The organism is Cyclobacterium sp. (genome assembly GCF_014762705.1).
Classification (GTDB): Bacteria; Bacteroidota; Bacteroidia; order Cytophagales; family Cyclobacteriaceae; genus Cyclobacterium.
Window position 1 is genome coordinate 1 of sequence record NZ_JABURL010000011.1, and the last position, 13,775, is coordinate 13,775.

13 protein-coding genes are annotated in these 13,775 nt (G+C 41.2%); 2 read left to right on the plus strand and 11 right to left on the minus strand.

All coding sequences use genetic code 11. The annotated features are described in order from the left end of the window. Window positions 1-365: 365 nt before the first annotated feature. Entirely contained in the window at window positions 366-917 is a 552-nt protein-coding gene (locus HUJ21_RS00360) for a 2'-5' RNA ligase family protein (RefSeq protein ID WP_291366317.1), read from the minus strand. Window positions 918-1,081: 164 nt separating this feature from the next. Here HUJ21_RS00360 and HUJ21_RS00365 point away from each other — a divergent pair, with 164 nt between their 5' ends. Next, complete coding sequence (locus HUJ21_RS00365; RefSeq protein ID WP_291366319.1) at window positions 1,082-1,993, plus strand: universal stress protein; 912 nt, start codon at window positions 1,082-1,084, stop codon at window positions 1,991-1,993. A 3-nt stretch (window positions 1,994-1,996) separates the two neighbouring features. On the opposite strand, the gene HUJ21_RS00370 is transcribed toward HUJ21_RS00365, so the two are convergent. Next, window positions 1,997-2,917, minus strand: a complete 921-nt coding sequence (locus tag HUJ21_RS00370) for a class I SAM-dependent methyltransferase (RefSeq protein WP_291366321.1) — start codon at window positions 2,915-2,917, stop codon at window positions 1,997-1,999. Then, complete coding sequence (locus tag HUJ21_RS00375; protein WP_291366323.1) at window positions 2,917-4,284, minus strand: exopolysaccharide biosynthesis polyprenyl glycosylphosphotransferase; 1,368 nt, start codon at window positions 4,282-4,284, stop codon at window positions 2,917-2,919. Before HUJ21_RS00375 ends, HUJ21_RS00370 begins: the two co-directional genes overlap by 1 nt. Window positions 4,285-4,538: 254 nt before the next feature. On the opposite strand from HUJ21_RS00375, the gene HUJ21_RS00380 reads away from it, so the two are divergent. After that, the gene (locus HUJ21_RS00380) at window positions 4,539-5,231 is read left to right on the plus strand and encodes a methyltransferase domain-containing protein (RefSeq protein ID WP_291366325.1); all 693 of its coding nucleotides are present in this window, start codon (window positions 4,539-4,541) and stop codon (window positions 5,229-5,231) included. A 12-nt stretch (window positions 5,232-5,243) separates the two neighbouring features. Here the strand turns inward: HUJ21_RS00380 and HUJ21_RS00385 are convergent, their stop codons facing one another. Genes HUJ21_RS00385 through HUJ21_RS00420 form a run of 8 tightly spaced genes read right to left on the minus strand, consistent with a single transcriptional unit; the run spans window position 5,244 to window position 13,769 of the window. Further along, window positions 5,244-6,401: a DUF1972 domain-containing protein gene (locus tag HUJ21_RS00385; RefSeq protein ID WP_166148851.1), complete on the minus strand. Its 1,158-nt coding sequence runs from the start codon at window positions 6,399-6,401 to the stop codon at window positions 5,244-5,246. Between the two features lie 18 nt (window positions 6,402-6,419). Continuing rightward, entirely contained in the window at window positions 6,420-7,559 is a 1,140-nt protein-coding gene (locus HUJ21_RS00390) for a glycosyltransferase family 4 protein (RefSeq protein ID WP_291366329.1), read from the minus strand. A gap of 22 nt (window positions 7,560-7,581) precedes the next feature. Beyond that, window positions 7,582-8,343 carry a class I SAM-dependent methyltransferase gene (locus HUJ21_RS00395; RefSeq protein ID WP_291366331.1) on the minus strand — a complete coding sequence of 254 codons (762 nt, stop codon included), beginning with the start codon at window positions 8,341-8,343 and terminating at the stop codon, window positions 7,582-7,584. Next, window positions 8,343-9,044, minus strand: coding sequence for an acyltransferase (locus HUJ21_RS00400; RefSeq protein ID WP_291366333.1), 702 nt, complete (start codon window positions 9,042-9,044; stop codon window positions 8,343-8,345). The genes HUJ21_RS00395 and HUJ21_RS00400 overlap by 1 nt, the downstream gene beginning before the upstream one ends. Continuing rightward, complete coding sequence (locus HUJ21_RS00405) at window positions 9,037-10,167, minus strand: glycosyltransferase family 1 protein (RefSeq protein WP_291366335.1); 1,131 nt, start codon at window positions 10,165-10,167, stop codon at window positions 9,037-9,039. The genes HUJ21_RS00400 and HUJ21_RS00405 overlap by 8 nt, the downstream gene beginning before the upstream one ends. After that, window positions 10,167-11,582 carry an O-antigen ligase domain-containing protein gene (locus tag HUJ21_RS00410; RefSeq protein ID WP_366483466.1) on the minus strand — a complete coding sequence of 472 codons (1,416 nt, stop codon included), beginning with the start codon at window positions 11,580-11,582 and terminating at the stop codon, window positions 10,167-10,169. Before HUJ21_RS00410 ends, HUJ21_RS00405 begins: the two co-directional genes overlap by 1 nt. Continuing rightward, window positions 11,579-12,484, minus strand: coding sequence for a glycosyltransferase family 2 protein (locus HUJ21_RS00415; protein ID WP_291366337.1), 906 nt, complete (start codon window positions 12,482-12,484; stop codon window positions 11,579-11,581). Before HUJ21_RS00415 ends, HUJ21_RS00410 begins: the two co-directional genes overlap by 4 nt. Further along, window positions 12,453-13,769, minus strand: coding sequence for an oligosaccharide flippase family protein (locus tag HUJ21_RS00420; protein ID WP_291366339.1), 1,317 nt, complete (start codon window positions 13,767-13,769; stop codon window positions 12,453-12,455). The genes HUJ21_RS00415 and HUJ21_RS00420 overlap by 32 nt, the downstream gene beginning before the upstream one ends. Window positions 13,770-13,775 lie beyond the last annotated feature (6 nt).

Genomic DNA, 13,775 nt, shown 5'->3' on the forward strand with positions numbered 1-13,775 from the left:
GAATAATATTCATTGAATGTTCATTTTTCACTTAATAAACTAGTTTATATTTTTATTCAGCTATTTTATATAACTTTATTTGTTTTAAATTAAAAAAAACTTTGTATCAGTCAAATGAAAATATAAATGTTACATCTAAATATCAATATTTTATTTTATTTTTTGATATTTCACAAAATATAAATAACAAAATGGAGACCCGAATTATTATTGATTTCGGAATAAAACAGAATTTAATTAGAGTAAGGCGCATTAAATCAAAATATAATAATTTTGAAAAAAAATAACTTTTTATTAAAAAATGGTTCATACCCGCCTATACTGTTAAGGATGAAAACCTTAGGACATCAATTAATTCAAAAAAGTTATTTAAGTAAATTAAAATTATTTTTTATTTCCCAATCAGATGTTGTTTTTTTTAATAAGGACACCTGATTTATTGCAACATGGTACCTGCTAACTTTCGATTTTAAAAACTCAAGTACTTCCTCAAATTGGTGTTTTTTGATGTCTTTAAAGGCAAGAGTAAGGTGGGGGGTATAATTCAAATCGCTCAGTTCAATATGCTGCCCCAGATTTCTTTTTCCATAGGAAATAAGGCGCTGCTGCAGGCCCAATAATTCCAGAGGGTATTTTACCCTGAGAAAAGCGACCCTGTTGCCAAAATTACCTATACCAGAAAGGGACAAACTAAACCCTTTTTCTACTTGAAAGAAACCTTCCAGTTTACGCTCCAATATAGCTTCCTTATTCTCATTGTATAAAAAGGGCATTTTTAAAGTAATGTGGGGAGGGGATTTCAGTGCATATTTTACCCCAAATTCCTCTTTTAACAGCCATTTCAATCGGGTGATTTCCTGTCTTACCGGTTCCTGCGGAACCAAAGCAATAAAATATTTCCCCATTGTTTTAGGCATTTTCTTCTTTGATTAACTGCAACTCCCCATTTCGGATGGATACGCAGGCTTGATTGCTAAATAGTTTTTCAAAAAAAACTTTAAAAGACGCTGTCAATAGGTTAAATTCATCATTTTAATCCACATTTACAATATAATCAGGCACCAGAAAAAGGGAATTATCCATGAATCAATTCAAAAAAGTTATGGTGGGACTTGACTTATCTCATTTGGATGAGGTATTGATTGCCCAAACAAAATCACTATCCAGAATATTGGATATTGAAAAAATATATTTTGTCCATGTCTCCAAAAACCTCATTTTACCGGAAAAAGTATCCCAAGCCTATCCTGATTTAATAGCGCCAATAGATGAAACCATTAAAACGGAAATCAGGCATGAAATAGAAAAGGTAGATCAGGCTTTGAGTGTGCCCTATGAAATCCTTGTAAAGGAAGGAAACGCCCAGGACACCATGCTGCGATGGAGCAAAATAAAAGATATCGATCTTTTGGTGCTGGGGAGAAAAAAAGTTAAATCCTTGTCGGATTCCCTGGTTAATAATCTGGCCCAGAAATATCCGCACCCTGTACTTTTACTTCCTGAAAATGAGCAACTCCTGGAAATAAAAAACATTTTGTTACCCATTGATTTCTCCAACCACTCCAGGGTAAGCATCCTTTTGGCAAGGGAAATTATAGAGAAAACCAATGGAAAAATCCAATGTTGTCATCTTTATGAGGTACCTAAAGGCTACAGCAAGACTGGAAAATCCTTTGAGGAATTCACTGCCATCATGTTAGAAAATGCAAAGGCGGATTATTCCAATTTTCTCCGGCAAAACAACCTGCCAGAAATACCCTGTACTTTCATTCTAAAACAAAAGAAAGATGAGGCAGACAATATCATGAAGCAGGCCAAATTAAATCAAACGGATCTTTTGATCATTGGTAGCAGGGGAAGGACAAAATCAGCTGCGATTCTACTGGGAAGTGTGGCCGAAAAACTGGTAAGCAGCAACCATGAAGTCCCCATGCTGGTCATGAAAGAAGATGGAGAAAACATGAGCTTCTTTGAAGCCCTTTTCAAGATCTAAAACCTAAATTTTCCGAAAGTAAAATGCCGCCTGATCACCCCTGGATTGGGCATTGAGCGATTTTGCCTTGCTTTCCAGCTCCCAGGCATCAACTGCAGCAGATGAATCAAGATCATTTTTGCCATGGAGGGTTTGCCCCTCCTGGTATTTTTTACTCCCCCAAAACTGAAAAGCAGTACTATCAAAGTCAATATGAAAAAGTTCCAATCCATGGCGTTCTGCCAATATTTTCATGGCGGCCAGGCTGGGAATAAAATAATGCCTGGGTGCATCAAGTTGTACCCAGTTTTCCCTAAAAACCGACCAGGCTTCACCATCTGCAACAGGCACCCGGATCAAAAGCCTCCCGGAAGGGTTCATTAAGCCGGCTATTTTCCCAAAAGCGGCATCCGGATCTTTCATGTGTTCAAAAGCATGGTGCAGCATGATCACATCAAAGGTACTCCCGATATCAAAGAGATTTTTTTTATAGATATGCAAAGACCTGCTGACCTGGACCGAATCTTTAATAAATGGATCAAACCCTGACAAACGACGGTATCCTGAGGCATAAAGTTCATATAGCAACTGCCCGTTTCCGCAGCCAATATCCGCAATGGTATCCTTTTTACCCGCATCAAGCCTTTCCAGCCAGCTGCCATAAATGGGTTTGAGAAAAGACAGTCCTGATTTCAGGTAGAGCCAAAATCTGAATTGCTTCATCAAACGTACCTGCAAACTCGAGTAGGACAAGCCGGAGAAAGAATAATAAGCCTTTGGATAATAGGAAGCCATGTCTTCGGGAGGGTCAAGCTGCTGAATGGTCCCGCAATGGCTACATTGGACATAGGGAAATTGATCCTTCATACCAAACATCATTTCCTTTACCTGATAAACCTGCCCATGGCTTTCCTGGTAACAAACCAAACATTTAAAACGCCCCATTAATACACCTCATCTCTGCGGGCAATCAATTCACCCATGGTTTTGAACACAATAGTCAGGTCCAGAAAAATGGACCAGTTTCTGATATAAAAATAGTCTAACCTGACCCTGGATCGGATTTGCCAGTGATGGGAAATCTCCCCACGGTAGCCCAATACCTGTGCCAGACCGGTAATCCCCGGTTTGATACGGTGCCGGTTATCGTATTTATGGATTTGTTTCTTAAAAACCTGATTCATCGGGACAGTATGAGGCCTGGGACCGACAACAGACATTTCCCCTTTTAGCACATTGATAAACTGGGGCAGTTCATCCAATGAAAACCTGCGTAAAAAAGCACCCGTCTTGGTCACCCTGGGATCATCTTTAACCGCCTGATGGGTATCAGCCCAGGGATTATCCAACATGGTTCGGAATTTAATGCAATCAAACACTTTATTATTAACACCTGTCCTTTGTTGAAAAAAGAAAACGGGTCCATTCGTCTCCAGCTTAATTAACAAGGCCAGCAAAGGGGTAAGCCAACTCAATAAAAAAACCAAGACCAATAAAGCAAAACAAACATCAAAGACACGTTTGAAGAGTCTGTTTCCCCATCTATCCAATGGGATTTCATTAAGGTTTACAACTATAAAACTCCCGTACCTGCTAAAGCTCAGGGCTTTGTTCCATTGCAGTTGGGATCCGGGAATGATCTTTACCTTGATGTGGTTTTCGTCTGCATGATCCACAATTTTTCTTAACAAACCAGCTGAAATATCCTGCCCCAGGTAAACCAAATCAATGGCTCCTTGCCGTGCCTCCCTGAAAAAAGAGTCTATATCACCCAGTACATCTTCTCCTTTTCGACTGTTTTCGTAAAAACCCAAAAAATTGATACCCAGTGCTTTTCTGGCCATCAAAGTATGGGCCAACCTGGTACTCCAATCATCCTTACCAACAATAACTGCCTTTCTGTAATTCCTACCGCTCATCCGGTACCGCCTCAGGGAAATATGTACGGCGATTCTGAAAAATGCCAAAAACGAAAGGGCCGATACGTAAATATAAAAACTGATTTTTTGGTCAGAAGGCGCAATAACTTGCTCTCTGATCAAAAAGAATATCAATATCGCCCATAAAAAAGAATTCGAAAATTGCTTCAGCGTATCCGCATACACAGCCGTACGGGCAAGTTTATAATCCTTCCTGAGAAGCACCAGCAATACCCAGATTATTCCCAACAAAGCGGATTCTATAATCAAACCAGGCGTATTCTTTGGATTGTAGCCTGAAAAAATCAATAAAATTGCAAGCCCCCCAAACAATACGATGAGTTCCATAAGGACGAACAGCCAGGGGAAATACCTATAAAAACGTTTTGCCATGTATCAAAAAAATATAACGACAGCAAACAAGCTGCTATTTTTAGGTTTGGTGTGTGTGGGATAAGCTATCCGCATTGGAATCCTTAATTTTGGAATAATATGCTTTCAAATTTTTGATATTCGGGTCAAAGTAATCAACTTTGCCCCAAAATTATAAATTTATGGCCATTCAGCCATACATCCGTGAAAAAATGCTTGAAAATGACAGTAGGAATACAAACCGGTTAGTTATTTTTAGAGCCTAATTCATTGAAATGAAAAAAAAAATAAAGACACTTTTTGCACCCTCTGATGAACCCCGATCCATTGGAGGTAAATTCCGATTGCGTCGGTTTAGATTTTTTGAGGAGAAATTTTTGGAAACCTTTGAAGGTCAGGAAAAAATAAAAATTCTGGACGTTGGAGGAACGGAAAATTTCTGGACCAACCATAATTTTATCCTGCCAGAACGGGTCAGCATTACGCTATTAAACCTTGAAAAAGAAAAAACCAGTCTAAAAAATGTAAGCAGTCTTTCCGGAAATGCCACTGATTTATCCCAATTCAAAGACAATTCCTTTGACCTGGTATTTTCAAATTCAGTGATAGAACACTTGCATACTTACGAAAACCAGGAAAAAATGGCCCGCGAGATCCTCCGGGTGGGCAAAAACCATTTTGTGCAAACCCCCAATAAATATTTCTTTCTGGAACCACACTATGCCCTGCCATTATTTCAATTTTTCCCCAGCTCAATAGCTTTTTTGGTTTTAACCAAAACCAAGCTAAGCCGGATGCAAAAGTGGGAACCGGAGTTTGCAAAAGCCTATTTAAATGAAATCAGACTGCTATCTTTAAGGGAAATGAAAGGTTTATTTCCCCAATCGCATATTTATTTTGAGAAAGTCTTTGGGATGAACAAGTCCTTCGTATTCCATACTCTTGGAGCAAAAAAAAACCCGGCTTAGCCGGGTCTTGTTTCAATAATTGATTTCTACCAAACTTTCTTTGATTTTCCGTTTACAAAGCGATTTGAATAAATTCTCATATTGGTCTGTAACCGCATCCCAATTATACTTTTGTGTCAGGCCTTCTCTGGAATGAGTCCTGAGGTATTCCATTTCATCGGGTGATTTCTCCGCTTTATCAATAATTTTTACAACGGCAGAGGCTTCTTTATCGAAATACCAGCCATATTTGCCTTTTTGCAGCATTTCCTTATTGAACCTGGTGTCCATGGCCAGAATGGCACAGCCAAATCCCAGGGCCTTTAACATGGCAGGATTGGTGCCTCCATATTCGTGCCCGTGAAAGTAGGCATAACAATTATGGTACAAGGCTGCCAGTTGTTCCTGGTCTCTTACATAACCAGTGAAAACCAGACGCTTGTCCTGAATGCTTTTCATTTTTTGGGCAAACCTGTCATGGTAAGGCACATCGCCCACAATGACGAGTTTCCGCTTGGAATTGGACCTTACAAAGCCATCCACAATCAAATCCGCGTTGTTGTCAGGAATCAAACGCCCAACAATTAAAAAATAAGATTCTTTTTGCAGGTTCCAGGTTTCTATCAAACTGCTGTCTGAGGAGACGTTGGGATTAGCTCCATAGGCAATCATCTTAGAAGGAGCATTGAATTTTTCCAGGTAGATTTTTTCCATCTCATCCGAATCCGTGATCAGCTGATCGTAAAGTTTGGTTGCCAGCCTGGAAGCAAAGAGATAATACCTGGCCCCTAAACCTTTCCATTTGGGGCGCAACCACTCCAGTCCATCTACATTGATGGCAGATGGTTTTCCAAAGATTTTGGTGAGAATTCCAAATGGTCCGTTGGCACTGTTTACTACAAATACTACGTCCACTTTGGAAAAACATACGTGAATCATGGAGAGCAGTGAATTGGTCAACTGGCTCAATGATTTGGTCTCCACACAGGGGACATAGACCAGATTAATGCCATTGACCCGTTTGGGTTTTTGCTCAAACAATGGCGCATGACAATAGACGGTAACTTCAATGCCCCTTTGTACAAGTCGCTCTCCCATTTCTTTCACAAATGTCTCATACCCTCCGTAAACGTAGGGATATCCCCTTGTACCTACAATCGCCACATGCAAAGGCTTACTGTTTTTTGACATACTGTATTTATTTACTTATCAAGAAAAAATTTTTGTTATTTTCTTACCATAAGCCGGTAATGAAAAGTTTTCTAAAACACTCCTTCTGGCATTTAACCCTATATTTTCAATTTGGTTTATATTATTTACCAACTTTCCCACTTTCCTGGCAGCGGCTGAAGCATTATCCCAGGGTATGAGATAGCCAGATTTTCCTTCCTCAATCATTTCCAGCGCCCCTCCATGGGCAGTGGCAAACACAGGTTTAGCAGCAGCCATTGCTTCCAAAACAACGGTAGGAAAAGGATCCGGTAAAGTCGAGGGAAGAATAAAAATATCAATGGTAGCCAACACCTGGGAAATGTTTTTCCTAAAACCTAAATTATAAATTTTATCTTTAAATGTCTTTTCCAAAATCTTTTGTTCTAACCCGTCAAACAAGCACTCTTCACCTGGGAATGCATCTCCAACCAAAAGAAAATGTAAATCTAAAAACTTTTTGTTTAATTCTTCTGAAATCTCCAAAAAGTATTCCTGACCTTTCCAGCTGTTCACCCTACCTATCATGCCTATGACACATGCGTCTTTCGGAATGCCCAACACTTCCCTTAAATCCTTTGTCTCGTAAAGATAAGGATTATAATCTATCCCATTATACACCAAATGCAGTTTATTACCAGATATGTACTTCTCCCAGTGGACTTTAACAGCCTGAGAGACCACAATCACCTTATCTGATCCGTTTTCAACCATTTTACCTATCATGGAAGCAAACCAGGCTGGTTTGCCAATGATTTCATGAAGGTGCCATATATGGGTATATTTTTTCTTTTTAGCCAACAAAGCCCCCACCCAGACTGCTGCTGTATTCGAATAAACATGGGTAATACCATTGGCATCAGCCAGGGCTGCAAGTGCGCTGTATGCTTTAAACATTACTTTTGACCGGTTTAATAAGCCCCTGGCATTAAAATACTTTCTTCTGATTACTCCAAGCCGAATGAATTCAACCCTAATCCCCAATTCCTGCAATTGCCCGGACAAAGGCCCTTCTTCTGAAAGCACTACAATCACCTCAATGCCATTTTGCTGTAAAATGGACGCTGTCAATAAAAATATTTTACTGGCACCATATACATCAGAAGATCCATGCAGCATCAACACCTTTCTATTTTTCATTTGCTTGCTCATATACGCAGATTCAATCTCTTCCAGATTTTTTTAGGGCATAAATTGCTCCCAGATGTCCGCCATGATCAGTAAACTCAATATGTACCTGCTTTGAATAACAGGAAAACAATTCGAATAATTTTTGAGGGGAATAATGGTTCATCTGCATGACCGGCTCGGAACATAACCTGCGGTGTTTCAAACTGGAATAAATAAAATTGTAGGGTCGGAATTTGGTACGCAGGAAAAAATTTGTGTATGTCTTCCAGGGCAGGCGGTGGCCAAAAGTCACCTGCACCTGCACAATCCCATTCTCCCTGGTGATTTCCAATAATTGACGCAATAACCCCATCCCTTTCCGGAATTCTATATGCTGGAACACGATATAAGCGTTAACAAAATCAAAAGCTGGGATTCCTTCGAGGTCCTTTCCATTATAGCTTTTGAAATTCAGGTTGTGCAATCCCATGGAATCCTTGTGGGCATTGGCCCTTGCTATGATGTCTTCGGAAATATCCAGACCCCAAACCTCTTGTCGGGTCAATTTTGCAAAGGGTATGGCCAATCTTCCCACCCCGCATCCAAAATCCAGGATATTGCCCTGTGCAATATCTACTCCCATCCATTCACTGATTCGTTTTCGGCTTTCTGCTACATATACTTCACCCGTTTCAAAAAACTCCTTCAGTCGCTCTTCCGAAAGGCGTTCCATCCGGTATTTTTCATCTGAAAGCACGCCATAGTAGGGGTCTTTTTCTCCCCATTTCTTCCAATTGCTAATTGATTCCGACATTACCTTGATTTAATTACCTTGGCGGGATTTCCAGCTACCACACTATAAGGAGGCACATCCCTTGTCACAATGCTGCCTGCCGCCACCACGGATCCCTTGCCTATGGTTACACCTGCAAGGATAACGGCATGGGAGGCAATCCAGCAATCGTCTTCAATAATGACAAAAGAACGGTCAACACCCTGCTCAATCATGGGCCTGCCGGTATCATTAAAAACATGGTTCTCCGAATAAATACTTACTCTGGGCGACATCATGACATTGTTTCCTATTTCTATGTATCCCGAACAGCCGATGTAGGCATAAGGCCCGATGCTGGAATGGTCCCCCACCTTTAACCCCAGGCCTGGTTCTCCACCATACAGGTTGGTGGGGCGAATAATCGCGTATGAACCCACCGTAACCTTATCGCCAAAAACGATCCCCTTTTGGGACAAACAGTTGATTTCACAATGATCCTGGGCGACAAAATTTTTGCCCACCGTAAAATAACGGGCCTGACGAATGCTGACTCCCTTTCCAATCAAAAGAAGTCCTCTGGCAGATTTCATTTGCCACCTCAACCACAACCCCCGTACCCACCAAATTCCCATCCTGCACAAAACGGCCAAAACCGATATACTGTCCCAGCCCGGCCCGAAACGATCCGATAAATCCATTCCGGATATTCTGGAAATAACTTTTCCGGCAAAATTACCCATGAAGTATCCTTTTGAAATATTCCTGCAAAGATAGAAAAAACTTTTCCCCGGAAAATTGCTCCAGTCTTTGTGCACCCAATGCAGCAAGCTTCTCCCTTAATTTCTCATCTCCGGCCAGGAGCTTCATGGCTTTTGCAAAATCTTCCGGAAGAAAGGAATTGCTGCAACAAACCGCCGGACCACCGATTTCCTGCAGGGCACCCTGAGGCCCTATGACTACCGGAAGACCATAAGCAAAGGCTTCCAAAACAGGAAGACCAAAGCCTTCATTCCGGGATGGAAAAACATAAGCCAAAGCATTTTGGTAGTATTTTGACAAGGTATCCTGCGACACATACCCGGGTAAAATCACCTTTTTCTCCAGCCCCAACTCTTTTATTTGTTTCATCATCTCATCGAACGCATCCAAAGTAGCCCTTGGAGCCCTTTCCCCAACCAACACCAGCTGGTAATCTTTATCCGCCTGCTCTGAAAAGAGTGCAAAAGCTTTGATCAATGTGTTGAGATTTTTCCTTTTTTCCATTACCCCTACATGCAAAAAATAGGGCTTTGTCTGAGGAGAAGCCCCATAGTTTTCTTTTTTCCGGTCAGGTATGTCCAAACCTGTAGTAATGGCCGTAATCGGATGCGGACTTTTCAAATATTGTGCGATTTGGTTTTTTGCAAAATGGCTTACCGTAAGGATATGGGTGCCACGTTTAATACTTTTGGTCAGTAGATACAAGTAAATCTTTCTCCATAGAGGATGGTAATGCTCCGGACTCTCCCAAAAAAAAGCATCATGGATCACAGAAACCCGTTCACCCCTGCTTCCTATTGGTGAAAGAAAATCAGGAGAGAAAACCAAATCTGATTTAAACCAATAACTCAATACTGGCAAAATGATCAATTTATGTGAAAAATACCTGAGTTGAAACAGCCAGTTTTTCCACCTTGCAGTTTTGCCTTTAAAAAATGACTGATTCCCTAATTTTCCGGGGGAAGGATAAACGATAAACTGAAAGGTTCCCCCCCGGTAAGATTCAATCTGATCGAGCAAACTTTCGATATAAGTCTTGATACCGGTCTGGGCCAGGTGAAGAAAAAAAATATCCACCAGAATGATTTTTCTTTTCTCCTTCATCAGCTGCTTAATTGTACCGTCTGACTTCCTTTGGTGCTAAAAAGCCCGTTATAGGCGGTAAGGGTGTATCCCATCATCCACCAGGTGGTAAGGGAAACGTAGGCATACAACTCGGCATTTGCCGTAAACAATGGCAACAAAAGACCAAATTTAGTAGTAGCTGCCACAAAAGCTACTCTGGCTACACTGCTATCCCTGCTGTGCCTGAAAACAAGCAGGCTTTTATAAATCCCAATGCCCAAAACAAGGATATACAGCATCATTCCCAAAACGCCCAACTGCACCCCGTAGATTAAAAATTGGTTTTCCCCGCCTACCCGGACTTCATCCTCCACGCTTCCCGTATTGCCGCTCATGGCCAAACCCAGACCTTCAGGGTTGGCTATCATGGCATCCAGGGCCAAAAACCACTCCACCAAGTGACCTACACTGGAAGCATTTTGAAAGGTGATGGTATCATAAACGAAGTAGTAAAAATCCTCGGAAGCAAAATACAGTACATAAATAAAGAAAAGGAACAACATTGTAGCACCCAGGGCCAATAGGCGGTACAACCTGAATACCAGGGCAACGAAAAACAACATCACAAAGAAGGCACCGAAAGCGGCCCGGGAAGCGGAAAAAAACAGACTTCCCAATGCAGCAGCCATAACCAGTAAATAAAACCAGCTCTCTGTTCTATTCCTGCTGAGGTACCAGATCAATCCTGTGGCAAAAGCCAGCAAACTTGAACTGGCCATCTCCAGGGGATCTGAGAAAAAAGAAGCCAGACGCATTCCAGTAGTTTGGGTTTCAAAAGTCCAGGACAAGCCGTAATTACCAGAAGGCGCAATGCCATTAATGGCAAAATTGAAAAGCGCATATCCTGTCAGGTTTTGAAAATGGATACCTATGACTTTTTCCACCACATTCAGGCAAAAAGCGGCAATAGCTATCACCATAATGCATTTAAATACCAGGTCGATTTTTCGGGAATCAAACCGGGTGTTTCTACCCAGAAAATAAAAAGCTCCTATGAGCAGCGTATTCTTAAGATAAAGCAGTTTATTCAAAAAAGTGGCCTCGCCCAGGGGTAAAAACAAATAAATGGTGGCCAAGCCAAAAAAAGCCATAAACAGTTTATCTACTGTATTTAGCCTGAAAGGGTATAACCAGAAATCATTTTGGTAAAACAAAAAGCCCAGCAATGCCATCAAAAGGAGCAACTCTTTAACATATTGGAACAAGGCTACCACAACTTCCGAACCGGTAGCCTGATAGACTATGCTCAAAATGGAAATATAAAAAGGCAGAAAAAGAATCATGAAGAAAATGATAAATTCCCACTTTCCCTCAAACACTACTTTCTTGATCGTCACATAAAGTAAGATCGAGACATACACCACCACCAATAAGAATAAAATATAGGCCATCATACTTCCTTCTTCAATGAGGTATTCATTCCTGCCATAAGCCCATCCAAAATCGCTTTGCGTTTCAATTTGCGGTTTTTTACTGTAAAATGGACCAGCATCAAACCAAATATCAGGAAATGTACCGGCCAGGACAACCAGGTTATGGGATGCCTGCAATATTTCCGCAACTGGAAAATCTGGTTCCTTACATTTAGAAAATGAACTTTGGGACTCAAAAAGCCTTCTTTTCCTTTATTTTTGCTTTTGGACGCCGCTCCAGCTTCATGATAAATGATTGACCCTGGATGGACTTTAAGCAAATATCCGGCTTTACTCATCCGAAGCGACCAGTCCACATCTTCGAAATAAGCAAAATACCTTTCATCCAAAAGACCTATTTCCTCCAAGACGGAAGACCTTACCAAAATGGCGCAACCAGTAATCCAATCGGTGAGATAGGGAGTATTTCCTATTGGTTTTAGTTTTGTCTGGGAAAAACCAATCCAGGAATGATACCTGCCACCCGCATTCCAAAGTACATTCTTGTCATTCAGGAAATAAATCAAGGGTTGAATGGCGGCGGTCTGACTGCTGGCTTCCATTTCCTCCAGCAGGGGTTCCCAAAAGCCGGGCTCTATTTCTGTATCGTTGTTTAGCAACATGATATAGCGATACCCTTGGTGAACTGCCAAACGCATGCCTGCGTTATTCCCTCCGGTAAAACCCAGGTTTTGTTGATTTTGCAGCAGCTGAACAGTAGGAAAATATTCAGCTATGGACTTGGGAGAGCCATCTTCAGATCCATTATCCACAAGGATCACATCTTCCATAGGAAAACCAGCTTCCTGAAGAGATTGAAGACAAGCCCGGGTATATACCCAGCCATTCCAATTAAGTATGATGATGGCGGCCGAAAAGGACATTGTAAAATTCAATTATTGCTTGAGGCTGATGTTTGTAAAGCAAAAGGGAAGTGCTGATATAGGCTACCAATTCAGTGGAAAGTAGTGCCAATGCAAGACCGGTTCCTCCAAATACCTTTGCGAGAAAAATGGCCGCTACCAACATGTACAAGCAAAAAACCCATGTAGCATGCAAAAGAATTACCTTTTGGTCCATTGCCAGAATAACCAACATGTTGCCAATATTCAAGGCAGCCAGGAAAGGTAAAAAAGCCAAAATCTTAAGAAACAAAACCGATTCCTCCAACACATTTCCGGCCATCACCTTAATGATAAAGGGTGCCAGATAAAATACCGTCAGGCTGATAAGCAGATTGAGCAACAATGATGACCACTGGACTTTTTTCAGGAAGGGATAAAATTTTTCAGGCTCATTGGCAAAAAGCACGCTTGCCCTGGGATAAGCTGACTGGGTAATCAGGGCAGGTGCTATCCGCAAAACCATACCTATCCGTTCGGCCATCCCATATAGCCCCAAAATCTGAGCGGATGCAAAAAAACTCAAAATGATCACGCCACCATTTACGGCAACATGAGCTGTCAAAGCTGAAAAAAACAGTTGGATGTTTTTCTTCCATGAATTCCAAATATGGGAGAATTTTGGCCATGAAATCTGAATGTTCATTCCAAAACAGATATAAACCATTAAACCCAGATTAGCTATTAAAGCCGTTGATCCCAATAAGAAATTGGCCAAAAAACTATCTGATGGCTCTTTGATTAAAGCTGTCAATAACAACAGGTAAACTAATTTGCTGAAAATATTGGTGATAGAAACCCAATGAAGGCTTTCTCTTCCCTGAAAGAACCAGACCAGGGTAGTGGCCTCACCAAACAATAAAATTGTAGACCAGCACAGTATCACCCAATAGTCCTCAAAAAAGCCGAAAAAAAAGCCCAGGACTGCAATCATCAAGAAAGCAAACAGGGCAAGGGTCAGTTTACTCCAAAGAATTTCGGAAAAACGCTCACCCATAACCGAAACACTCCCCCCGCTCAAAGCAATGTCTCTGGGACCGCTTAGGTTATAGCCATAACTTACCATCACATTGAAAAGTAAGATTACAGAAAAGGAGAGATTTACCAAACCAAATTCAGCCACACCTATGGCGCGGATCAGCAGGGGCATGGCCAGCAAGGAAACCAGGATATTGGAAGACTGGATCAGGAAAAGAAAAAAGAAGTTCCTGACAGACTTGTGTCTGATAAAAGAAAGAAAAGAAAGCTGTTTGATTCTTTCAAGCATAAAAAA